Origin of the sequence: Chryseobacterium sp. CFS2 (genome assembly GCF_036543225.1) — a bacterium.
GTDB lineage: Bacteria > Bacteroidota > Bacteroidia > Flavobacteriales > Weeksellaceae > Chryseobacterium > Chryseobacterium culicis_A.
On record NZ_JAZHQU010000001.1, the window covers coordinates 1 to 21,864 of the forward strand.

At 36.0% G+C, this 21,864-nt stretch carries 22 protein-coding genes; 14 read left to right on the forward strand and 8 right to left on the reverse strand.

Features of this window, described 5'->3' with window-relative positions; all coding sequences use genetic code 11:
* Window positions 1-125 precede the first annotated feature (125 nt).
* The 3 genes from ODR02_RS00005 (at window position 126) to ODR02_RS00015 (ending at window position 1,439) form a co-directional block, all read left to right on the forward strand.
* The gene (locus ODR02_RS00005; RefSeq protein ID WP_047098363.1) at window positions 126-758 is read left to right on the forward strand and encodes a peroxiredoxin; all 633 of its coding nucleotides are present in this window, start codon (window positions 126-128) and stop codon (window positions 756-758) included.
* 124 nt (window positions 759-882) lie between these two features.
* Complete coding sequence (locus tag ODR02_RS00010; RefSeq protein ID WP_105682642.1) at window positions 883-1,191, forward strand: thioredoxin family protein; 309 nt, start codon at window positions 883-885, stop codon at window positions 1,189-1,191.
* Window positions 1,191-1,439: a DUF6952 family protein gene (locus ODR02_RS00015; RefSeq protein ID WP_123939986.1), complete on the forward strand. Its 249-nt coding sequence runs from the start codon at window positions 1,191-1,193 to the stop codon at window positions 1,437-1,439. The genes ODR02_RS00010 and ODR02_RS00015 overlap by 1 nt, the downstream gene beginning before the upstream one ends.
* Window positions 1,440-2,422: 983 nt before the next feature.
* Here the strand turns inward: ODR02_RS00015 and ODR02_RS00020 are convergent.
* From ODR02_RS00020 to ODR02_RS00030, 3 genes are read right to left on the reverse strand one after another with little or no spacing between them, the layout of a single operon-like run.
* Window positions 2,423-3,112 carry a Bax inhibitor-1/YccA family protein gene (locus ODR02_RS00020; RefSeq protein ID WP_105682644.1) on the reverse strand — a complete coding sequence of 230 codons (690 nt, stop codon included), beginning with the start codon at window positions 3,110-3,112 and terminating at the stop codon, window positions 2,423-2,425.
* A 32-nt stretch (window positions 3,113-3,144) separates the two neighbouring features.
* Window positions 3,145-3,582, reverse strand: coding sequence for a peptidylprolyl isomerase (locus ODR02_RS00025; RefSeq protein ID WP_309511239.1), 438 nt, complete (start codon window positions 3,580-3,582; stop codon window positions 3,145-3,147).
* A gap of 47 nt (window positions 3,583-3,629) precedes the next feature.
* Window positions 3,630-4,664: an acyl-CoA reductase gene (locus ODR02_RS00030; protein ID WP_309511240.1), complete on the reverse strand. Its 1,035-nt coding sequence runs from the start codon at window positions 4,662-4,664 to the stop codon at window positions 3,630-3,632.
* 59 nt (window positions 4,665-4,723) lie between these two features.
* On the opposite strand from ODR02_RS00030, the gene ODR02_RS00035 reads away from it, so the two are divergent.
* The 9 genes from ODR02_RS00035 to ODR02_RS00075 all read left to right on the forward strand — a co-directional run bounded on the left by ODR02_RS00035 (window position 4,724) and on the right by ODR02_RS00075 (window position 15,883).
* Window positions 4,724-5,074, forward strand: a complete 351-nt coding sequence (locus tag ODR02_RS00035; RefSeq protein WP_105682647.1) for a 4Fe-4S binding protein — start codon at window positions 4,724-4,726, stop codon at window positions 5,072-5,074.
* Between the two features lie 112 nt (window positions 5,075-5,186).
* Window positions 5,187-6,251 carry a 3-phosphoserine/phosphohydroxythreonine transaminase gene (gene serC / locus ODR02_RS00040; protein WP_209784798.1) on the forward strand — a complete coding sequence of 355 codons (1,065 nt, stop codon included), beginning with the start codon at window positions 5,187-5,189 and terminating at the stop codon, window positions 6,249-6,251.
* A gap of 113 nt (window positions 6,252-6,364) precedes the next feature.
* Entirely contained in the window at window positions 6,365-7,330 is a 966-nt protein-coding gene (locus ODR02_RS00045) for a D-2-hydroxyacid dehydrogenase (RefSeq protein WP_209784799.1), read from the forward strand.
* Window positions 7,331-7,332: 2 nt separating this feature from the next.
* Window positions 7,333-8,577, forward strand: a complete 1,245-nt coding sequence (locus ODR02_RS00050; protein WP_209784800.1) for a DUF1015 domain-containing protein — start codon at window positions 7,333-7,335, stop codon at window positions 8,575-8,577.
* A gap of 54 nt (window positions 8,578-8,631) precedes the next feature.
* Window positions 8,632-10,035 carry a M28 family peptidase gene (locus ODR02_RS00055; protein ID WP_309511241.1) on the forward strand — a complete coding sequence of 468 codons (1,404 nt, stop codon included), beginning with the start codon at window positions 8,632-8,634 and terminating at the stop codon, window positions 10,033-10,035.
* A 2-nt stretch (window positions 10,036-10,037) separates the two neighbouring features.
* On the forward strand, window positions 10,038-11,396 hold the full coding sequence (locus ODR02_RS00060; RefSeq protein WP_309511242.1) for a M20/M25/M40 family metallo-hydrolase: 1,359 nt from the start codon (window positions 10,038-10,040) through the stop codon (window positions 11,394-11,396).
* A 2-nt stretch (window positions 11,397-11,398) separates the two neighbouring features.
* Complete coding sequence (locus ODR02_RS00065; RefSeq protein WP_309511243.1) at window positions 11,399-12,757, forward strand: M20/M25/M40 family metallo-hydrolase; 1,359 nt, start codon at window positions 11,399-11,401, stop codon at window positions 12,755-12,757.
* Window positions 12,758-13,616: 859 nt separating this feature from the next.
* Window positions 13,617-13,847 (forward strand): hypothetical protein, encoded by a 231-nt coding sequence (locus ODR02_RS00070; protein WP_209784804.1) that lies wholly within the window; start codon window positions 13,617-13,619, stop codon window positions 13,845-13,847.
* 701 nt (window positions 13,848-14,548) lie between these two features.
* On the forward strand, window positions 14,549-15,883 hold the full coding sequence (locus ODR02_RS00075; protein ID WP_309511244.1) for a hypothetical protein: 1,335 nt from the start codon (window positions 14,549-14,551) through the stop codon (window positions 15,881-15,883).
* Between the two features lie 253 nt (window positions 15,884-16,136).
* On the opposite strand, the gene ODR02_RS00080 is transcribed toward ODR02_RS00075, so the two are convergent.
* From ODR02_RS00080 to ODR02_RS00095, 4 genes are all read right to left on the reverse strand, one after another.
* Window positions 16,137-16,712, reverse strand: a complete 576-nt coding sequence (locus ODR02_RS00080) for a hypothetical protein (protein ID WP_309511245.1) — start codon at window positions 16,710-16,712, stop codon at window positions 16,137-16,139.
* 166 nt (window positions 16,713-16,878) lie between these two features.
* Window positions 16,879-17,916: a peptidylprolyl isomerase gene (locus ODR02_RS00085; protein WP_245169878.1), complete on the reverse strand. Its 1,038-nt coding sequence runs from the start codon at window positions 17,914-17,916 to the stop codon at window positions 16,879-16,881.
* Window positions 17,917-17,997: 81 nt separating this feature from the next.
* Window positions 17,998-18,510, reverse strand: a complete 513-nt coding sequence (locus ODR02_RS00090; RefSeq protein WP_209784807.1) for an FKBP-type peptidyl-prolyl cis-trans isomerase — start codon at window positions 18,508-18,510, stop codon at window positions 17,998-18,000.
* A gap of 169 nt (window positions 18,511-18,679) precedes the next feature.
* Window positions 18,680-19,750 carry a branched-chain amino acid aminotransferase gene (locus ODR02_RS00095; protein WP_309511246.1) on the reverse strand — a complete coding sequence of 357 codons (1,071 nt, stop codon included), beginning with the start codon at window positions 19,748-19,750 and terminating at the stop codon, window positions 18,680-18,682.
* A gap of 85 nt (window positions 19,751-19,835) precedes the next feature.
* On the opposite strand from ODR02_RS00095, the gene mnmD reads away from it, so the two are divergent.
* Both mnmD and ODR02_RS00105 read left to right on the forward strand, forming a co-directional pair.
* A complete protein-coding gene (gene mnmD, locus ODR02_RS00100; protein WP_105682660.1) occupies window positions 19,836-20,510 on the forward strand; it encodes a tRNA (5-methylaminomethyl-2-thiouridine)(34)-methyltransferase MnmD in 675 nt (224 codons plus the stop codon).
* A 207-nt stretch (window positions 20,511-20,717) separates the two neighbouring features.
* Entirely contained in the window at window positions 20,718-21,134 is a 417-nt protein-coding gene (locus ODR02_RS00105) for an NUDIX domain-containing protein (protein ID WP_142015296.1), read from the forward strand.
* Between the two features lie 21 nt (window positions 21,135-21,155).
* Here ODR02_RS00105 and ODR02_RS00110 read toward each other — a convergent pair whose 3' ends face one another.
* Window positions 21,156-21,860: a DUF4294 domain-containing protein gene (locus ODR02_RS00110; RefSeq protein ID WP_209784808.1), complete on the reverse strand. Its 705-nt coding sequence runs from the start codon at window positions 21,858-21,860 to the stop codon at window positions 21,156-21,158.
* Between the last annotated feature and the right edge of the window lie 4 nt (window positions 21,861-21,864).

A 21,864-nucleotide genomic window follows, 5' to 3' on the forward strand; every position in this document is an offset into this window, starting at 1 on the left:
CAGGGCTTTTTTATTTCACAACGCACCAAAAACAATTATAGATTTTATTTATCGATATTTGTTTGTTCGATAGATGAATCTTTTATATATTTGCATAAGAAATTTAAATATAAAAACAGAAAATTATGTCTTTAGTAGGAAAAAAATTCCCAAATTTAACAATCGACGCAATGTCTGAAATGGGTGACGATCTAAGAATCAACATCCTTGATGAAGCAGTAAACAACCAGCAAAAAGTTCTTTTATTCTGGTACCCTAAAGATTTCACTTTCGTATGCCCTACTGAGCTTCACGCTTTCCAGGAGGCTTTAGGTGAATTCGAAAAAAGAAACACTAAAGTAATCGGTGCATCTTGTGATACTAACGAAGTACACTTCGCATGGCTGAACACACCAAAAGATAACGGAGGAATTGAAGGAGTAACTTACCCACTTTTAGCAGATACTCACAGACAATTGGCTAACACGTTAGGAATTGTTGATCAGGATTTCGAATACAATGAAGAAGGAGAAGAAGTGTTCACAGGGTCTAACGTAACTTACAGAGCGACTTACCTTATCGACGAAACTGGAAAAATCTTCCACGAAGCGGTAAACGATATGCCTCTAGGAAGAAACGTAAAAGAATTCTTAAGATTAATTGACGCTTACACGCACGTTCAAAAACACGGTGAAGTATGCCCTGCAAACTGGGAAGAAGGAAAAGACGCTATGAAAGCTGACAGAACTTCTACAGCAGAATACTTAGCAAAAAATTAATATCTTAATTTAAATACAACAATGTAACAATCTAACAGTATAACAATTTTAAAAGTCTTTTTTTGAATTGTTAGATTGGTCAATTTTTAGATTGTTACATTGTTTATTTTTTAAAAATAAACTTATGTACACAGAATTAACCGAAGATACATTACAAAATATAGTTAACGACAACGAAAAAGTAGTTGTTCAATATGGCGCAACATGGTGCGGAAACTGCAGAATCATGAAGCCAAAATTCAAAAAATTAGCCTCTGAAAATGACACTATTCCATTTTTATATGTAGATGCTGAGAAGCTTCCTGAAAGCAGAAAATTAGCAAAAGTAGACAACTTACCTACTTTCGCCATCTTTAAAAACGGAGAATTGGTCAACCAGGTTCAATCTAACCAGGCAGAAAGTTTAATTAACCTTTTTAACGAATTAGCATAATGAAATTACCCGTAATCAGACAGTTTTATCAGAATCAGACTCCTGAAAATCTTGAAAAAACATTAGAAGTACTGGAAAGCTTCTGTGAATTCAGAGGAACAAGCGAAGAAGACTTAAATGTTGCAGGAGAATTGATTACCAACATCTGCGGAGCTTTAGAAGTTCACGCTAATGTACAAAGCGGAATGAGTGAAAAAGATGCTTTAAACTCTTTTGCTCAAAAGGTTTTAGGATCAATCGACAAATAACATCTTTCGATTATCCTTAATCAAAAGAGTGCAAAAACACAAACTATACAATACCTGAGGTTTTCCTCATTACTATACTTTTTTCTATTCTTTAAGAATTTTTTATTTCAACTAAAATGTACTTCAAAGGACCTTAATCCGTCACATGAGGCTGGAAGTTGTATGAAAATCCGTCAAGAATAACCAATTAAAATCCCGGTGATATTTTCATCAGGATTTTTTGGGTTTACTTCTGAAACCACTAATAATACAAATGATTTTCACAAATATCACCAATAGAATATTACCAATCCATTCATCAAAATAACATGCAATCGTTTGTGTTAATCTTTGAAATCAGCAGAATACTTATAAGTTTTGGCTAAAGCCGTTGGAAGATATCTATACAATATAAAACGGGCTAAAGCCCGCTCCTATTAATCTTATTGAATTCATGTTATCCGCGAAAACATTTGCGAACTTTGTATTTGATTTTTCAAAACCACAAGTAACACAAATATTCCTTCACAAATAACGCAAATAAATATACGCATGCATCCGTGTCAATCTGTGGAATCTGTGGGATACTTATAAGTTTCGGCGAAAGCCATTGATGAGGCTTTATTTAAAGTAAAGAGACTAAAGCCCATTCCTATTAAATTTGTGTTATCCGTGAAATCATTTGTGCCATTTGTGTTTAATCTTAAAAACCACTAATAACACTAATATCTTTGCACTAATTTCACAAATAGAAGATGTGAAATTTATCCATCAAAACATACACAATTATCAATATCAATCAGTGAAATCCGTTGTTATAAAGTTCCGGCGAAAGCCATTGATGAGGGTTTATTTAAAGTAAAGAGACTAAAGTCCATTCCTATTAAATTTGTGTTATCCGTGAAAATCATTTGTGCCATTTGTGTTTAAAAATATCTGTATAAAAAAAAATCCCGATGAAAATTCACCGGGACTATTATTTAAAAGCTAAAATAACTTATCAATTAGTTTCTTCTGCTCATCAGAATATTTAGGATATACCAGAACAAAAGCATAATGGAAGCAAAAAGCTGCAAGGCTGCTCCAACATATTGGTTGGTACCATATGAATCTTTCAGTTTACTGGTCTGATATAAAATGGTAGCCGAAGCAAGGATTACCATCCCTACTGAAAACCACAGCCCAAGGTTAAAACCAAAGATCATTCCTCCAACAATCAGTCCGATTGAAATAAATCCTCCGATTACAATGATATTTCTTAAGAAAGAAAAGTCTCTTTTAGAGGTAAATGCTACTGCTGAAATACCCGCAAACATAGCAATTGTTAAGGTAGCAGCCTGGAAAATTACATTAGCTCCCCCTTCAATATTTGTTGCAATAAAAAGCAGAGGCATGAAGATAATTGCTTCAAGCAAGATATAAAACCCTAATCCCAGATACTGAGTGGATTTACTCTGTGAAAGAGACCATTTTGAAGCCAAAACAGAAGCTAACCAGAAAACTCCAATGATCAGTAACCAGATATATCTCTGACCGAACATCATTGCAATCAGTTCTGCCGGAACAGTTTTTAATAATATCGTTTCAACTCCAATAAAAGCAAGAATTGATAAAGCAACATGCAAATACGTCTTCTTGTAAAAATTCGCTTTCTCCACATCCGAAGAATGAGCGACTAAAACATCTGTCATCATAGTTAATATTTTTTATTTAATTGAAAATAAGTTTATTTCGCAGGCAATACCCCTAAAATCTTTCCATCATCTTCAAATACAGCTGTAATAGCCTCTTTGGAAGATGATTCTCCTACGTATTTATATTTAATACTCGGATGATTCAAGCCATCCATTGTCTTGTAATATCCTGCTTTTAAGATTTCAAGCTTTTTATTGGGATCAATGCCATCTTTAACTTTTTTAAGAACATTATCCGTTACAATTTCCTTCACTTTCTCAGAAAGCAATCCATCAATAGTCTTACGGTCAGAAGCCTGTAAAGCATCAATAAACTTAAGGAAGTTATCGTTATACAAACTGATCTTTTCCTTACTTATACTGGCCTGCTGCTCTTTTTGGGGACTATTTTCGACCTTTGCACCCGTTACTTTTTGTGCAAAAATCAACTGTCCGCCTACAAGAGCAAGTCCGAGCAATAATTTTCTCATAGTATTCATTTTTGTTCTGGTGAAATAAGTGATGGAAGATACGAAAATCAGACCAGTTCTAAAAATTTCATTGTATCTACGTTATCAGCGTAGGTATCCAGGCCTGGATTTTGTGCTTCACCAAAAGCTATTGCATCCAATCCTGCCTCTTCTTTTGCTACTACACATTGAATATTTTCTTCATTTTCTGCAATAAAAGATTTTACATCATCCAAAGATTCATATCTGCTGAAATTAATTACAGAAAGTGGGCTGAACAGTTTATCATCTTCCTTCAGCATCACAAAATTATTATCCCAGAATTTATCCTGATTTAAAAGATAAACAGCTCGGTTATAGTCATAATTGTTGGCATATTTATTATGATTGATAATATCCTGGAAACCTAAGAAGCTTTCAAACAGTCTGTCAATCACAAAATCTTTCGGAATAAAAATTCTCGTTACATTTCTGCATCCTAGTCCAAAATACTGAAAAATATCTTTTGCTAATAACTGCAGTTCCTCATTCGTTTCATCACCCTTCAGTACAGCAACAGAAGTTCTGTTTTTGCGGATAATACTTAAATGATTTTTAAAATAATATTCAAGATATCTCGCAGTATTGTTACTTCCTGTAGCAATAACGGCATCGAAATTTTCTAATTTTTCTACAAATTCAAAAGTTACATTTTCATTAGAAAACGCACTCCATTTCTTTAATAAAAACGGAATCATATACTTATCCTTTGAAGACAGCTTAATCACAGGAATATGATTGCTCAAAACAACAGAAATCACATCGTGAAACCCTACCAAAGGGATATTTCCGGCTAAAATAAGTCCAACTCTTTTTGAAATTTTAGAGATGGAATAATTTCCAAGCCAGTTTTTGATATTCTCTTCAGTCAAAAGATCTGTCCATTGCTGTAAAGCAAATTTCTGATTATCAATGGTAAACCACGGATTCTCTATTTCAGATCTTTTTAACAATAATTCAATATCAACATCATCTTCATTGTGATCTTCCGGTTTCTTCGCTAAAAACGCTTTTATATAATCACTTAATTTAATAAGTCCTAAAACTTGATTTTCGGTATTCATAATTACTTTAAAATTGGGGAATATTTTGTAATTTTGTGCAAATTTAAAAAAAATTAGCGATGGCTATTAAAATAACTGATGAATGCATTAACTGCGGGGCTTGTGAACCGGAATGTCCAAATAATGCAATATATGAAGGAGCTGTAGATTGGAAAGCTTCTGACGGAACGGCTCTTCAAGGTACTATTACGATGCCGTCGGGACTTACTGTAGATGCCAACGCACCACAGGAACCTGTAAGTGATGACGTATACTTCATTGTAACTGATAAATGTACAGAATGTAAAGGATTCCACGAAGAACCTCAGTGTGCTGCTGTATGTCCTGTGGACTGCTGCGTACCTGACGAGGATCACGTAGAATCAGAAGATGCTCTTCTTAATAAAAAAGCATTCTTACACGGCGAATAAAAAAAATTCCGTCTCATGATCTGTGAGGCGGCTTTTTTTGACCCAAACTCTCATTTAACCAAAAATAAAGCAGAAGGAATGTAAAATCCGGAAGCATCAAAAAAAATAAAATATGAACAAAAAGCACAACTTCAGCGCAGGACCATGTATTTTACCTCAAGAGGTATTTGAAAAATCAGCACAGGCTATCCTGGACTTTAACGGTATTGGATTGTCTCTTCTTGAAATCTCCCACAGAAGCAAGGATTTCGTTGCTGTAATGGATGAAGCGCGTGCCATTGTAAAAAGATTGATGAATCTTGGTGATGATTATGAAGTACTTTATTTAGGAGGAGGTGCCAGCCTGCAGTTTGCAATGGTTCCTTACAACCTGATGAAAGTAGGTGGCAAAGCAGCTTACCTGGATACAGGAACATGGGCAGCCGGAGCCATCAAAGAAGCAAAAAAAGTAGGAACGGTAGATGTAGTAGGCTCTTCAAAAGAAGAAAACTATTCTTTTATTCCTAAAGACTATACGGTAGGTGCAGAATATGATTATTTCCACTGTACTTCCAACAACACAATCTACGGAACTCAAATGAAATCTTTCCCTGAAGTGGATACGCTGATGGTATGTGATATGAGTTCTGATATTTTCTCAAGACAACTGGATTTCTCTAAATTTGATCTGATCTATGCCGGCGCTCAAAAGAATATGGGACCTGCAGGAGTTACTTTGGTAGTGATTAAAAAAGAAATCCTTGGTAAAACAGGAAGAGAAAATATGTTTTCTATCCTGGATTATTCTCAGCACATCGCTAAAGAATCTATGTACAATACTCCACCGGTATTCCCTGTATACGCTTCTTTACTTACCCTTCAATATCTTGAAAAAAATGGAGGAATTGCTGCTGCAGAACAGAGAAACGAAGCCAAAGCCAAGCTTTTATATGATGAAATTGACAGCAATCCGCTATTCGAAACTTTCTGCGTAAAAGAAGACCGTTCATTGATGAATGTTTCTTTCAAAATTACAGATGAAAGCAAGAAAGAAGAATTTGACAATGCATGGAAAGCTGCAGGTATCAGTGGATTAAACGGACACAGAAGCTTAGGCGGATACAGAGCAAGCTTATACAATGCCTTACCTATTGAAAGTGTACAGGTTTTGGTGGATGTAATGAAGTCAATAAAATAGCTTATATTAGGCGACCGAAAAAATAAAAAGATATCAGACAACAGATGTCGGATAACAGACCTCAAAATCTAGCTTCTGACATCTTCAATCTAAAATCTGTAATAAAATAACTCATGAAAGTTTTAGCAAACGACGGAATTTCAAAAGCAGGAGAAAATGCTCTAAAAGAAGCCGGAATTGAAATTCTGGACAATAGAGTGGCTCAGGATCACGTTATTAATTTTATCAACGATAATAATGTGGATGTTCTTCTGGTAAGAAGTGCAACGAAAGTGAGACAGGATCTGATTGATGCATGCCCGAACCTTAAAATTATCGGAAGAGGCGGTATCGGAATGGACAATATTGATGTGGAATATGCCAAAAGCAAAGGCATTAAAATAATCAATACGCCTACAGCATCATCAAAATCAGTGGCAGAATTGGTTTTCGGACATTTCATTTCACTGGCAAGATTCCTTCACGAATCGAACAGACTCATGCCTTTGGAAGGAGAAACTCATTTCAACGCCATGAAAAAGTCATTCAGCAATGCGTATGAACTTTCAGGAAAAACATTAGGAGTAATCGGCTTTGGAAGTATTGGCCAGGAAGTCATCAAAATAGGAATTGCTTTAGGAATGAAAGTAACCGTTCTGACAAGAAGCCCTAAGACAGAACTTCTTACGCTGAATTTCTTCGATGGACAGTCGGTAAACTTTGAAATCACTTCCACCAATGATATGGATGCATTCCTTAAAGATGCAGATTTCATCAGTATCAATACGCCGAAAACGAACGAGTATATTATAGACACCCCTCAGTTTGAAAAAATGAAAGATGGAGTCTATATTGTAAATACTGCAAGAGGAGGTGTCATCAATGAAGTGACACTGATTGATTTTATCGAGTCAGGAAAAATAGCCGGAGCTGCTTTGGATGTTTTTGAAAACGAACCCAATCCGGAACTCCCTTTACTGATGAATCCCGCATTATCACTATCTCCTCATGTAGGCGGCAACACAGTGGATGCGCAAGAAAAAATCGGTATCGAACTTGCAGAACAAATTATTAAGCTACAAAAAGAAACTATAAGATAAATATGCCTGTTTTTAAACCTTTCCGTGGAATAAGACCTCATAGAGACTTTGAGAGTACTTTCCCTACCCATCCACTGGATAATTTCACCCAGGAAGAGATTGCAGAGAAAGCTCAAGTTGAAAATACTTACATCAATATGATTAAACCCTATGTTGTAAGTAAATCTAAAGATATTGACCGGAACCTGCGAAAGATTCGTTCTACATTTGAAGAACTTCTGGACGAAAAGAAATTGGTCCAGGACAACTCTGCCTATTATCTTTATGAGCAGATCTATCCAAACAAACAGGTGTTCAGAGGACTTCTGGGATTAGCTAGCATCGAAGATTTCTGGAGTGGAAAAATCAAAAGACATGAAAGTACCATTCCTCAGAAAAAGGAGAAACTGGCGCATTACCTTGAAAAAGTAAATCTTCAGGCAGAACCTGTACTTCTTACCTACCCTGCCAATTCAAAAATTGAATTGCTGATGAACCATGAGGAAAAAAATGTTCCTATCTTCAATCATGTGGATTCTATTGGGATCAGACACAAAATCTGGAGAATAGACAACCGTCTGAAGCTGCAGCAGTTTAAAGAAGTAATCGATCAGATTGATTCATTCTATATTGCAGACGGTCACCACAGAATTGGTTCCACAGCTATAAACGCCAAATACCACAAGGAGAAAAACAAAAAGCATAATGGTACAGAGCTTTACAACTTTGTATACAGCTTTATTGTCTCCAATCAGTCGATTAAGATTCATGATTATAACAGAATCTTACATGACCTGAATGGCATCGCTCCCGAAGACTTCCTGAAGGAACTTGATAAATATTTCCTTATTCACGAAAAAGGAGAAACATCATACTACCCTTCTCAGAAATTCCATATTTCAATGTATATGGATGGGAAGTTCTACTCTCTTCACGTGAAGCACGATCTTCGTTCCAAAGAAATGTCTCTTGACAATCTGGATCACCATCTTCTGGACAAATATATTTTCAAAAACATCCTGAAAATTGAAGATCCGGATAGCTCTGAGCTTATTTCTTATGTAAAAGGAACTTCCAATATCAACGGGATCAACCTTTTAAAAGAAAAAGTAGACAGCGGTGAAGGAAAAGTAGGTTTCGGAATTTATCCTGTAAGTTTTAATGATATGATTAAAATTTCAGACTTAAAATTAAGTATGCCTCCGAAATGTACATTCATTGAGCCCAAGTTGATTACAGCCCTGTTAATGTACGACATGAAACCTTAATAAATTACTAATTTTTCCCTACTTTTATCAACGGAAAAGATAAGTAAATAAAAAATGAAAAAAATATTCATTATACTTCCACTCTTTTTGAGTGGATTTTTATTTTCTCAGAAAAAGCCACAAAAAAATCCTGCAAAAAAAGGTACTGTTGCCAAATTCAATTATCATGATGAGTTCAGAAAAATTTCAGATGAAATTATGACCAATGGTAAGGCTTATGATAACCTCGGAGAACTTACCAAAGGAATAGGATCGCGTTTCAGTGCAACTCCAGGCTATGCAAAGGCTGCGGAATGGGCAGAAAAAAAGTTCAAGGAAATTGGTATTAATATGATCTGGAGGCAAGAAGCCAAAGCTCCTGTCTGGATCAGAGGAAAAGAATCTTTACAGATAAAATCAGGAAACGGAGACTGGAAAAATATCAGAATGCTGTCCTTTGGAAATTCTGAAGGAACAGGCGGAAAAGATCTCGTAGGTGAAATTATTTTAATCAATTCCACTTCAGAACTGAACGCAATGTCAATAGGCCAGTTAAAAGACAAAATAGTTTTCGTAAATGTACCTATGGATCCGAAAATTATCAATACCAGTGATTCCTATTTACTGACGGCAAAATCAAAATTAATTTCGGCTTCCGTAATTGCTAAAACAGGCGCAAAAGCATTAATTATACGATCATTAACAACCGCTAATGACGACACTCCTCATGCTAAAATGATTTACTACGAACCAGACGATAAAGTTAAAATACCGGCTTTATCAATTGGAGTACGATCTGCTGATGAATTGGAAAGAACCTTAAAAAAACAAAAAGTCACGGCTAAAATAAACATGACCGCCGAATCAAAAGGAGATACAACAAATCCCAATATTATTGCTGAAATTGGCGGCAAAAAAGATTCTAAAGTAATCGTTTTAGGTGCTCAGCTTGATTCATGGGATTTTGGCGAAGGTGCAATTGATGATGGAACAGGAGTTGTGCAGTGTATCGAAGTCTTAAGAACGCTAAAAGCACTTGGATATGAAAATAACCATACCATCCGCGTGGTCTTGTATGCCAACAGTGAAAACGGAGGACAAGGCCGTGAAATGTATGCTGCTTATGTAAAAAAGAAAGACGAAAAACATGTATTTGCCCTAGGAACAGATGCCGGAGGTTATTCTCCACGAGGGTTTTCGTTAGACATGTCACCTCAAAGAAGAAGATTGGTTTTTCCATGGAAAGAATATTTTCTTCCTTACGGGGTTTATGATTTTGACCAAACAGAGGCTATTCAGGATATTTCACCTTTAAAAAAACTCGACATTCCTTTAGCTGAGCTTGTTGTAGACACCCAAAGATATTTCGACTACCATCATTCCGAACAGGATACTTTCGACAAAGTGAACAAAAGAGAGCTTCTTCTCGGAGCAGTGGCAATGACACAGATGATTTTTATGGTTGATAAAAACTGGTAACAATGAAAAAGATATTAGGAACCTCATTATTGCTTTTTGGAATGGCTGCTTTTGGCCAGTCTACAGAAGATTCTATCCAATTCAAAAAGATTTCCACAGAAATTCTGAACAATGGTAAAGGATACAATGAACTGAAAGAGCTCACCAAAAATATAGGACATCGTCTAAGTGGTTCTGAAGCCTATGAAAAATCAGTACAATGGGCAGCTCAGAAACTTCGTGATGCCGGAGCTGATAAAGTATGGCTTCAGGAAGTAATGATTCCGGTTTGGGTAAGAGGAAAAGAATCACTGCATATTCAAACCTCTAACGGAAAATGGAAAAGTCTGAAAATGCTTTCCCTTGGAAATTCTGAAGGAACTGGAGGAAAAGATCTCTCCGGTGATATTATTATGGTGAAATCACTGGAAGAATATGAACAGCTTCCCGCAGAAAAAGTAAAGGGTAAAATTGTATTTTTCAACTATCCTTTTCATCAGGAAAATGTACAGACATTTATTTCTTACCGTGACGCAAGTCCTTACAGAAGAACAGCCGCTTCATTGACCGCTCAAAAAGGAGGTAAATTTGCCATCATCCGGTCGCTTTCTTCTGCTTTCGATGATGTTCCTCATACAGGAAACATGCGCTATGACGAGAATACTTCGAAAATACCGGCCGTCACTATAGGAAATATCTCTGCTGATGAGCTGGAAGTTCTTTTGAAAAACCAGAAAGTCACTGCTAAACTCAATTCCAATTGTGGAATGAAAGGGGAAAAACGCTCCCACTCCGTGATCGGAGAAATCACAGGCAAAAAAGACCAAAGCGTAATTGTTGTCGGTGGACATCTGGATTCCTGGGATGTGGGCGAAGGCGCTCATGATGACGGTGCCGGAATTGTACAGAGTATTGAAGTATTACGAACTTTTAAAAAATTAGGAATTCAGAATAATCATACCATCCGTGCAGTTTGTTTTGCCAATGAAGAAAACGGAACAAAAGGCGGCAAACAATATGGTAAAATTGCCAAAGAAAACAATGAGAAACATCTTTTTGCCATAGAATCAGACGCAGGAGGATTCTCACCACGAGGAATTTCTCTGGAAATGAATGAAACTCAGAGAAATCAGATCAAAAGCTGGGTCAGCCTGTTTCTACCTTATGGAGTGTACAACTTTGAAGGTAAATATTCCGGATCAGATATTGCTCCGCTCCACGAAATGGGAGTGCCCACGGCTGAGCTGGTACCCGATCCACAGCGTTATTTCGATATTCACCACACGGAAGAAGACACTTTTGAAAAAGTCAACCGAAGAGAGCTTTTATTGGGCTCTGCGGTAATGACACAACTTATTTATATGATTGATAAAAATTGGTAACAATGAAAAAGATATTAGGAACTTCATTATTGCTTTTTGGAATGGCTGCTTTTGGCCAGTCTAAAGAAGACTCCATCCAGTTCAGAAAGATCTCCACAGAAATCCTGAACAACGGAAAAGGATATACAGAGCTCAGAGAGCTTACAAAAAATATAGGCCACCGTTTAAGCGGTTCTGAAGCCTATGAAAAGTCCGTAAAATGGGCAGAACAGAAACTTCGTGATGCCGGAGCTGATAAAGTATGGCTTCAGGAAGTAATGGTTCCGGTATGGGTAAGGGGAAAAGAATCCCTGCACATCCAGGCTTCTAACGGAAAATGGAAAAGTCTTAAAATGCTTTCTCTTGGAAATTCTGAAGGAACCGGAGGAAAAGATATTTCGGGAGAAATCATTATGGTAAAATCTATGGAAGAATACGATAAACTTCCTGCCGAAAAGGTAAAAGATAAAATTGTGTTCTTCAACTACCCTTTCAGCCAGTCATTCATAGAGACTTTCAAAGGATACGGTGACGCTGCAAAATATAGAACGACAGCAGCTTCACTAACAGCAAAAAAAGGGGGAAAATTTGCCATCATCAGATCTCTTTCTTCTGCCTTTGACGATGTTCCACACACCGGAGCAATGCGCTATGAAGATAAAGTATCCAAAATACCAGCCGTAGCCATCGGAAGCACTACTGCAGATGAACTGGAAGCCTTATTGAAAGGCCAGAAAATAATGGCTAAACTTAATTCCAACTGTGGAATGAAAGGAGAAAAACTTTCCCACTCGGTAATCGGAGAAATCACAGGTAAAAAAGACCAAAGCGTTATTGTGGTAGGCGGACATCTTGATTCCTGGGATGTAGGTGAAGGAGCACATGATGACGGTGCCGGAATTGTTCAGAGTATTGAAGTGTTACGAACTTTTAAAAAGTTAGGATTACAAAATAACCACACCATCAGAGTGGTATGTTTCGCCAATGAAGAAAACGGTGTAAAAGGCGGAATACAATATGGTAAAACCGTAAAAGAGAAGAATGAAAAACATCTTTTTGCCATCGAAACAGATGCCGGAGGCTTTGCACCAAGAGGTATTGCTCTGGATATGGATGATACCAAAAGAAACCAGATCAAAAGCTGGTCAAACCTATTCCTTCCTTACGGAGTTTACAATTTTGAAGAGCGCTTTTCAGGAACGGATCTCTATCCCCTTCACAACATGGGCATTCCTGCAGCTGAATTGATGCCGGATTCTCAACGCTACTTCGATATTCACCACACTGAAGAAGATACTTTTGAAAAAGTGAACCGAAGAGAGCTTTTATTGGGCGCCACAGCTTTGACACAGATTATTTATATGATTGATAAAAACTGGTAAAAACCTGAAACCGTCTGTAAAGGCGGTTTTTCTTTTTTTAATAGTACATAACTCTTAGATTCAATAGGAACGAAATTTAGTCTGTATACCTATATTTTTTATCAATGAATTTTACTTTTTCTATTTGTGAAATTAGTGTAAAGATATTAGTGTTATTGGTGGTTTTAAGATTAAACACAAATGCCACAAATGATTTCACAGATAACACAAATTTAATAGAAACGTACTTAGTCTGTTTTACTTTAAATAAACCTCCATCTTCATTTCTAAACTTTTCTGATCGTATTAGAAATATATAAAAAATTTTCACCGTAATATTTTCTACGTTTCAAATTACCAAGCAGGAAAAACGGAAAATTTTTCTTTGTTTAAGGAAATAACAGATAAAAATATGTTTCAGTACAGGTTCTATCAATCCCGTGAAACAAAGTGTTGATCGCGAATATATAACTTTGGCATGATATTAGCATGTAAAATATTGAGAAAAAATTAAAAAAACACTAAGGATGAGAAAAGAGGTTTTCTGTGGATTTTCAGTTTTTCCACTGATTCAATTTCATATCTAGTATATGAATCCTTTTTTTTCTACGATGCCGTACAAGATACGGGTTTGTGATTAATTAACCCCCGTTAGTTTTTCACAGCAATTTTGCACCCCGTATCTAACTGGTATCACAATAGCAAAGAATCTTTATTGATTCAAAAAACAAAAATTTCCCGGACTTTCAGCCCGGTATAACGATATAAATAAATGGCAAAGTCATCGTGAACCTTAGCCCAGTAAAGGAATTTATTCTTTTTACCGTGATGAGTACGCCTTTATTTTTTAATTAATTGTATAACCCTTAAAATGTGAGTAATGATGAGAGCCTTTTTTGAAATGATTTTTAAGAGAAATGAAGATGCTGCAAAATTGCATATATGGAGCCTATTGCTGGTATTAAGTTTTGCTGCATTTTCTGTGTTGGTATACGCCCTAAAACCAAGCTTTAACAGCTTAATTATATACCTGACGGCATTTGCCGCCTATATCGGGTTTGGCCTAGTATTCATCAGTTCCTTAGCTGGAACAAGTATGAAGAAAAAATAACAAAACATATAACTTTCAATTTATTTTTACTGAAAAACTATCCTTTGGGATAGTTTTTTTTATGTCTGATCAGAATAAAATATCCCGATCCTTATATCTCACTATTCATTTCCTCTTTTCATAGGTGAAAAATCACACAAAAATTTCAGAGAAAATTAAATCCAAAGCAACTTAAATGGAGTTGTTTTCCATAAATCATAGATAAGTCAGCGTTTTTCCACCCCATGATAATCTTTGTATGATAAAACTTCCTCTCCCCTAAGAGGATATGGCATATTTCACATTCAGAAATAAATCAGGTTTCTTTTACAGCCCGTAAGTAAAATTCAATCTCTGGTATTGCCATCAGAGTAGCTGTATTTTCCAGGCATTTTTTTGAGATCCTTTTTAATTATAACATGAAAGGATTCTTTTATCATACTTCTTTAAAAATGAAATTTACATTTTCACAGATCTGTTTTGATGGGATTACTTATAATTTAAGGGAAGTTGAAATGTTCAATAGATGCATAAAAAAGCATTTCAATATTAAACAAGGGTTTAAAAACCTGAATTTTTAACAATATTAGCCCAAATGGCCGCTGAACAGCGAATGATGTATATTTGATGTATGTGTTTTTTTGGCCACAAACTAAAAAAACAAGGATATTTGCATATAAAAAAATAACTCTCCTATTGGAGAAAAATTAAAAACACATATTATGATTTCGAAAAAATTATTAGTAGGTTTACTATTGGTAAACCTGTCAGTCTATGCCCAAAAAGGGAATGTAGGTATTAATACATCCAATCCGGGAACAACGCTGGATATAAACGGAGCAATCACTACCCGTGAAAGTAGTTTGGCTGTGACTGGTAATGCAGCTACCATCCCAAGTAATGTGAGCCAGGTACAACTTACAGGAGCTGCTACAGCAACAGTGGCTATTTCTGCGCCTAATGCGCCTAATGCCGGCCAGCGTTTGATTGTCTATAACAATACAACAGGTGGGTTTGGGGCTACCTTAAACGGTACTACTATTCCTAATGGTAAAATACAGGAATTCGTTTTTACCAATTCATCGTGGAGATCTACTGCCAGCGACACTGGGGCTGCCTCAGCAAATATTTATACTGCAGACGGCAGCCTTACCAGAAACAGGACTGTAACACAGGGTTCAAATACTTTAACTTTTACGGGTAACAAAATCAATGCTTTTTCTGTGGATGGAAGCACTATTTCTGTGGATGCTGCTAATCACCGCTTTGGGGTAGGTACCGCCAATCCAGATACTAAACTTACCGTACAAACACCGGATAATAGCTTTGGAATCAGTCATAATAATGGATCTGTCAATCTGAAAACTTACATCGGAGGAGGATCTGCATTTATAGGGACCACTACTGCCAATACATTAAATCTGACCAGTAATAACGCTTCCAGAGTAAGTATTATTCCTAATGGAAATGTAGGGATTAATACTAATACTCCAGATCGTACATTGGATGTAAATGGTAATGTGAGAATCCACAAAATAGATTATGTCAATAGTGCTGCTAATTACGGAATTGTAGTAGCAGATGGAGGTGGGGCTATTTCACAGATTAATCCCGATAACTTTATGGGCTCATTAAAGATTCCGGAAAGCATCTTTCATGCGGAGCAAAACTCGTCTCTTTCTGCTTCCCTGTCAGGAAATGGAGCTGACCATAAGGTTGTATTCAGTTCAGTTAATATTAATAAACCCAATGCAGGCACCTGGAATTCAGCAAATAATACATACACAGTGGCAAAAGCAGGAATATATCAGATTGTAGCAGGGGTAAAACTTGAAAATACAAATAGTAAAGCTTTATACACCTTATATATTAGCGCAGGCTCACCGACATGGGTTTTTCCAGGAACCCATCTACTTGGAGGAATGGTTTCATCTGGAGGAACCTATGTCAAATTACTCAATGCCGGAGATGTAATTTATTGCTCAACAAGAACAGGGGGTACATTCAATTATACTCAAGGTCCTGCATTCATGCATATTATCTATACACCCCTATAGAAATTGTACTTACATTATAATAACTTAGTTGAAGCACAAAGTTTTAATTTAATTTAAGACAAAAATAAAATAGGCTGCCTGATAGGGAGCCTATTTTGTATCGTCAATGGGTTATTTTACTTTTACAAGCTCAACATCGAAAACTAACCAGAAATTTGGCGGGGATCACTACTCCTGCTTCTCTTTCTCCGTAAGACATTGCTATAGGAATCAATAATTTACAATAAAAGTTGATGCTTATTGCTTAGCTTCTTTAAAATTTATCAAGAACTTTCTTTGGTAAGATTTTCACCAGTTCTTTTTTATATTCCTTTTCAAGAACGACAAATTTCCAAGTCTTTCTATCTTTTGAAACCGCACAGGCTTTCATAGTGGCATTGATGAGATATGAACTTTCATTGGCCAGATATTTCACATTATTTGCGCCATACTTAGTGGTTAAAGCGCTGCTCATTTTCTTTTTCATATCATCATTTAATGAGCTGACATTACATTTCAGTTTCAAAAAATACCGGGTAATAGAAAAATACTCTCCAGTAATGAGTTCAGGTTTTTCAATATTTCCGAACTTGAAATCCTGTACTTCAATTTTCATGAATGGATTATTGTAAGTCATATTCAAAATCTGTGTCATCTGCTCTTTTGAAATGATGGTAAAGAATTTTGGATATATACAGCTTACCGCCTGATCTATCTGTTTAGATTGAATACTGTTTACAAAATAAGTAAGTGACTTTTTTATCGCAGCATCGTCAGGATTTGACTTGGTCTGCGAAAAAGTCATCATCGACAGCAGAACAAAAAGAAACAGAAGTGATTTGGTTTTCATTATCTAATAGTTGTTACAAATTTTAAGATTACTTCTCATGAGAAAAATTATTAAACTTTCCAGATATTAAAATAGGTCGCAACATATATGCAGATCGTTACAGAATATATTTAAACTAAAAAAGCCGTCCTTATCGGGACGGCTTCATATCTTAAAAAAGATTCAATTATTTTACTTTTACAAGCTCAACATCGAAAATTAACCAAGAGTTTGGCGGGATCACTCCTCCTGCCCCTCTTTCTCCGTAAGCCATTGCCGGCGGGATCAATAAAGTAGCAGTTTCACCTTCTTTCAATAACAGGATTCCTTCATCCCATCCTTTGATTACTCTTCCCATTCCGATTGGTATTTCGATAGGCTCGTTTCTCTTGAATGAAGAATCAAATTCAGTTCCGTCTACCAATTTACCTGCATAGTGTACAGATACATTGTCACCCGCTTTTGGAGCTTTACCATCAGCAGTTTTGGTGATTTTATAGTAAAGACCTGATTCAGTTTTCTGCATACCAGCTTTTAGGTTTTCAACCAATTTCTCCTGGTTAGCTTTGAATTCTTCTTCTTTTTTCTTCTTTTCAGCTTCTTCTTTAGCGATAAAAGCTTTATTATTTTCTGCAATTTTAGCTTTTCCTTCGTTGAAAGTCTTAGCAGCATCATAGTGCTTGTACTCGTCACCTTTGCTGAAAACAGAAACTTTTTCTAAAACGATATCTGTTTTAGGTTTATCCTGAGCTCCTTTTTCAACGTTAGCGATAGCATCAATCACATCATTTCCTTTTACCACTTTTCCGAAGATGGTGTGTCTTCCGTCTAACCAAGGTGTAGCCACCTCCGTGATGAAGAACTGAGAACCATTGGTATTCGGTCCTGAGTTTGCCATAGAAAGAATACCTTTTCCTGTATGTTTAAGGTCATTTCTTTCATCCTCGAATTTATATCCAGGATCACCAGCTCCAGTTCCTTTAGGGTCTCCCCCTTGGATCATGAAATCTTTGATCACTCTGTGGAAAATAGTTCCATCATAGTAAGGAACTCCCTTAGCCTTAGCTTTGTTGTCGATTTTCCCTTCTGCAAGACCGATAAAGTTGGCTACAGTTACTGGTGCTTTCTTGTCCTCAAACTTTACAATCAGGTTACCTTTTGTAGTTTGAAGATTGGCATAAAGTCCGTCATTAAGACCTTCGTAAGTTTCTTTGTCTACGTTCATTTTTTTATAAATTGGGGTACAACTCATCAGCGAAATACTTGCCGCTGCCAGAATTATATTCTTGTTAAACAATTTCATGTATTATAGAGCTTTTAATTTTATGATTAATGGAATATCGTTATCTATTTTCTTTTCGTCTCCGTAGGTTCCGTAAGCCAAAGAAGACGGTACCAAAAGCGTTACTTCCTCTCCATCACGTATAAAACGCAAAGCATTCTCCACCGCTCTCAGTTCATCAAAATGCCCGAATCTGGCATCTCTTCTTTCAAAAGGCTGATCGTATATTTTAGTCTGGTCAAAATCGTACAGATCATAAGAATAAGAAATTGTTGTTTCATCCTTTCTTCTTTCCCTTTGATCATAGCCCTCCACTGTCACCCAATAATTAAGCTGCGTAGGATAATACTTTACAGACTGACCACTGATCCAATCCTGAATCTGGCCCCGTTCTATAGTATTAAGATTTTTCATCCTGTTTCTAGAAACATCCAGATCTTTTTGGCTTAAAACACCTCCTACAGGAGGATGGGCCGTCTGTGCATTTCTATTGCAGCTCAACAGGCTTATGGCTGATATGAAGAGTATTTTTTTCATAAACTTTTGCGAAAATACACATTTCGCGAATCAATTACAAAACTTGACAAAGAAATATGTGAATGTAACAATATATTACCTTCCATACACTATTCCTACATAACACTTGAATACATAGATACAAAAAAGCCGGGAAAAACCCGGCTTTAATATAGTTATTTATATCCTATTATACTGTTTCTAAAGCGTGATCTACTGTAACTCTCCATCCGAAAGGATCTTCAGCTAAGTTGTTTTGTAAATCTACCAGGTCTTTCTTAAGAAGAGCAGCATAGCTTTCTTCATCAGATAATCTTGGAAGCTCCAATTTTTCACCTTGGTATCCTAAAGCCTGGAATTGAGTGGTTACTACTGCAGTACCTACTCCCCATACTTCTTTAAGCTCTCCATTCTTTAAAGCTTCAATTACTGTTTTCACAGGAATTGGTTCTATTTTCACTTCGATTCCTCTTTTCTTAGCTAACTGAATGAAGCTGTCTCTTGTTACTCCGTCAAGGATTTTCTCAGACGTTGGAGGTGTATAGATTGTATCGTTAATTCTAACAAATACATTCATTGTACCACTCTCTTCGAAATATTCGTGAGTAGCATCATCTGTCCAGATAATTTGCTCGTAACCTTCTTCAATGGCTAGTTGTGTCGGATAGAAAGAAGCAGCGTAATTACCTGCAGCTTTTGCAGAACCTACCCCTCCGTTTGCAGCTCTTGAATAGTGATCAGAGATTTTTACAGATACCGGTTCAGAATAGTAGCTTTTCGCAGGTGTTGCAACGATTGCAAACATATATTTATTAGATACTCTTGCTTTCAAAGCTTCCTCTGTAGCAAAAATCAAAGGTCTGATATAAAGAGACATTCCTTCCCCCTGTGGAATCCACTCTCTGTCTATATCTACCAATGCCTTTAATCCGTCTAAAAACATTTCTTCAGTCACTTCAGGCATAGCAAGACGCTTAGCAGACTTATTGATACGTTCAAAATTCTTTTCAGGCCTGAAAAGGAAAACCTGTCCGTCTTTGTCTTTATAGGCTTTCATACCTTCAAAACAAGCTTGTCCATAGTTTACTCCCATCATGGCAGGTGTAAATGGAATCGGACCGTAAGGAACTAATTTTACATCTCCCCATTTTCCATCTTCATACTCACAAATAATCATATGATCAATGAAAGTACCACCAAATGAAAAATTGTTAGGGTCAAATGTAGAAATTCTGGAGTTTTCAGTTTTTTGAATTATCATTTTTTAAAATTTTTACGATGTTCTACAAATTTAACATAATTTTCTAAATATAAAAATTTTAGAGTAAATTTGACAAAAAAATAGCTTGAAAAGAGAGATTAAGACCACAAACGACGGGAGTAAAACATTGTTTATCAATGATTTAAACGAAAACTACCATTCTCATCACGGAGCACTACAGGAAGCCGAACATGTGTTTATCAAAAACGGACTAAATTTGATAAATGATTACGAAATTAATATTTTAGAACTCGGTTTTGGAACAGGTTTGAATGTTTTGGTAACAATTAATGAATATTTAAAAACTGACAAAAATCATGTCATCAATTATTTTTCGCTTGAAAAATATCCCATAAATGAATCCGAAGTTAAGGATTTAGCTTACTTTGAACTTTTTGATAACCCTGAGTTTAAAAATATTTATCAGAAAATTCATCTGGCAGATTGGGAAAAGCCAGTAGAAATCATTAGCGGATTCAACTTAAAAAAGATAGAATGTGATTTTTTCGATCTAAAGCATATTGATCTGCCCAAAATTAATCTTGTTTACTTTGATTGTTTTGGGGCAAGAGTACAGCCTGATCTTTGGGAAAAGCCATTATTTGAACTGGTTTCTGACAAAATGTCCATTAACGGATTATTAACAACCTACTCTTCTAAAGGCAGCGTAAGAAGAATTCTCCAGGAACTCAATTTCCAGGTAGAAAAAAAGCAGGGACCTCCGGGAAAAAGAGAAATGATTAATGCAATTAAGATGTAGAAGAAAGCTTGAGGATGGAAGCTGGATGTTTACAGCCGACTGCTTAATTAATTTTATTTTTTAAATAATAATCAATATATAAGATAAGTTAATTCAACATTATTAAGGATAAATAGTGTTAAAAACTTCCAGCTTCACACTTCCAACTTCCGGCTTTTTCCAACAAAATTTCTTACATTAGCTATACAAATATTATACATTATATATATGATAGATAAGATCAACATTAGAGTGTATGCCTGTGCGGTAAAAGATAAACAAGTTCTGACTTTATTTGAGGAATATGCCGGCGAACCTTTAATGAAATTTCCGGGTGGCGGGTTGGAATATGGCGAAGGCGTGCTGGAATGTCTGCATCGTGAGTTTGACGAAGAACTTAATGTAAAAATCAATATTCTGGAACATTTCTATACTCAGGAGAATTTTCTGGTATCCCGTTTCAAAGAGAATGAGCAGCTTCTTACCATCTATTATATAGTAGACATCGTTAATGAAGAAGACTTTATTATTCTGGATCCCTGCATTGAAAAAACAGAATGGATTGACATTGACAGACCGGACAATCCTTTTCCTCTTCCGATAGATAAAATTGTATTCGATAAATTAAAAGAAAAATTCCTGTAAGTATTCTTACAGGAATTTATATTATTTCTTTACTTTAAAATCATTTGCTCCGGGATAAGGCTGCAGATACCCTGAATTCCAGTTGGACTGTAGTAATGATTCTATAAATTCATCACTTCTGTTGGTGTGGGGATCATAGCGCTCTTTCAGGTCAATATCAGCCATTTTTCCTTTTACATTCCACCAGAAAGCACTCCATCCGCCTCTCAATTCTTTGATAATCTCAAATACATTTTTTCCGGTAGCTCTGTTCATCAGTTTGGCAAAAACCTGTCCTTCGGTTGTAGTAAGATCTCTCAGTTGTTTTTCATATTGGTCAGCAAGCATATTCTGTCTTTCTCTTACAAACTTTCTTTTGGCTTTACTATCCATGTCATTCATATCTTTCTGAATATCTCTGTACTGTTGCAGTGCGGTGACAAACAAAGGATATACCCTGTACAGCTTTTTATTCAGGAAGTAATAGTAATTCTTATCCAACTGATTATTGAATCGTGGTTTATTCACCAAAACCAACTCGTCTAAGACTACAACAGGCTCACCATTGATTTCATACACCTTAATCTTCTGCTGTTCGTCATAATAATACTTATTACCAAATTCATCCACTTTCAGGGATTCAGGCGGATACTGATTGAGTGGTTTTGCCACTATACCATCCTTCTGGCCGAAAACACTGACTCCAAAAAAGAAAACAAAAAGGCAGATAATCTTACTAAAATTCATTATT

Coding starts and splice junctions, on each gene's coding strand:
- ODR02_RS00005 (WP_047098363.1), top strand. CDS start 126: ATGTCTTTAGTAGGAAAAAAATTCCCAAATTTAACAATCGACGCAATG.
- ODR02_RS00010 (WP_105682642.1), top strand. CDS start 883: ATGTACACAGAATTAACCGAAGATACATTACAAAATATAGTTAACGAC.
- ODR02_RS00015 (WP_123939986.1), top strand. CDS start 1,191: ATGAAATTACCCGTAATCAGACAGTTTTATCAGAATCAGACTCCTGAA.
- ODR02_RS00020 (WP_105682644.1), bottom strand. CDS start 3,112: ATGATGACAGATGTTTTAGTCGCTCATTCTTCGGATGTGGAGAAAGCG.
- ODR02_RS00025 (WP_309511239.1), bottom strand. CDS start 3,582: ATGAGAAAATTATTGCTCGGACTTGCTCTTGTAGGCGGACAGTTGATT.
- ODR02_RS00030 (WP_309511240.1), bottom strand. CDS start 4,664: ATGAATACCGAAAATCAAGTTTTAGGACTTATTAAATTAAGTGATTAT.
- ODR02_RS00035 (WP_105682647.1), top strand. CDS start 4,724: ATGGCTATTAAAATAACTGATGAATGCATTAACTGCGGGGCTTGTGAA.
- serC (WP_209784798.1), top strand. CDS start 5,187: ATGAACAAAAAGCACAACTTCAGCGCAGGACCATGTATTTTACCTCAA.
- ODR02_RS00045 (WP_209784799.1), top strand. CDS start 6,365: ATGAAAGTTTTAGCAAACGACGGAATTTCAAAAGCAGGAGAAAATGCT.
- ODR02_RS00050 (WP_209784800.1), top strand. CDS start 7,333: ATGCCTGTTTTTAAACCTTTCCGTGGAATAAGACCTCATAGAGACTTT.
- ODR02_RS00055 (WP_309511241.1), top strand. CDS start 8,632: ATGAAAAAAATATTCATTATACTTCCACTCTTTTTGAGTGGATTTTTA.
- ODR02_RS00060 (WP_309511242.1), top strand. CDS start 10,038: ATGAAAAAGATATTAGGAACCTCATTATTGCTTTTTGGAATGGCTGCT.
- ODR02_RS00065 (WP_309511243.1), top strand. CDS start 11,399: ATGAAAAAGATATTAGGAACTTCATTATTGCTTTTTGGAATGGCTGCT.
- ODR02_RS00070 (WP_209784804.1), top strand. CDS start 13,617: ATGATGAGAGCCTTTTTTGAAATGATTTTTAAGAGAAATGAAGATGCT.
- ODR02_RS00075 (WP_309511244.1), top strand. CDS start 14,549: ATGATTTCGAAAAAATTATTAGTAGGTTTACTATTGGTAAACCTGTCA.
- ODR02_RS00080 (WP_309511245.1), bottom strand. CDS start 16,712: ATGAAAACCAAATCACTTCTGTTTCTTTTTGTTCTGCTGTCGATGATG.
- ODR02_RS00085 (WP_245169878.1), bottom strand. CDS start 17,916: ATGAACGTAGACAAAGAAACTTACGAAGGTCTTAATGACGGACTTTAT.
- ODR02_RS00090 (WP_209784807.1), bottom strand. CDS start 18,510: ATGAAAAAAATACTCTTCATATCAGCCATAAGCCTGTTGAGCTGCAAT.
- ODR02_RS00095 (WP_309511246.1), bottom strand. CDS start 19,750: ATGATAATTCAAAAAACTGAAAACTCCAGAATTTCTACATTTGACCCT.
- ODR02_RS00105 (WP_142015296.1), top strand. CDS start 20,718: ATGATAGATAAGATCAACATTAGAGTGTATGCCTGTGCGGTAAAAGAT.
- ODR02_RS00110 (WP_209784808.1), bottom strand. CDS start 21,860: ATGAATTTTAGTAAGATTATCTGCCTTTTTGTTTTCTTTTTTGGAGTC.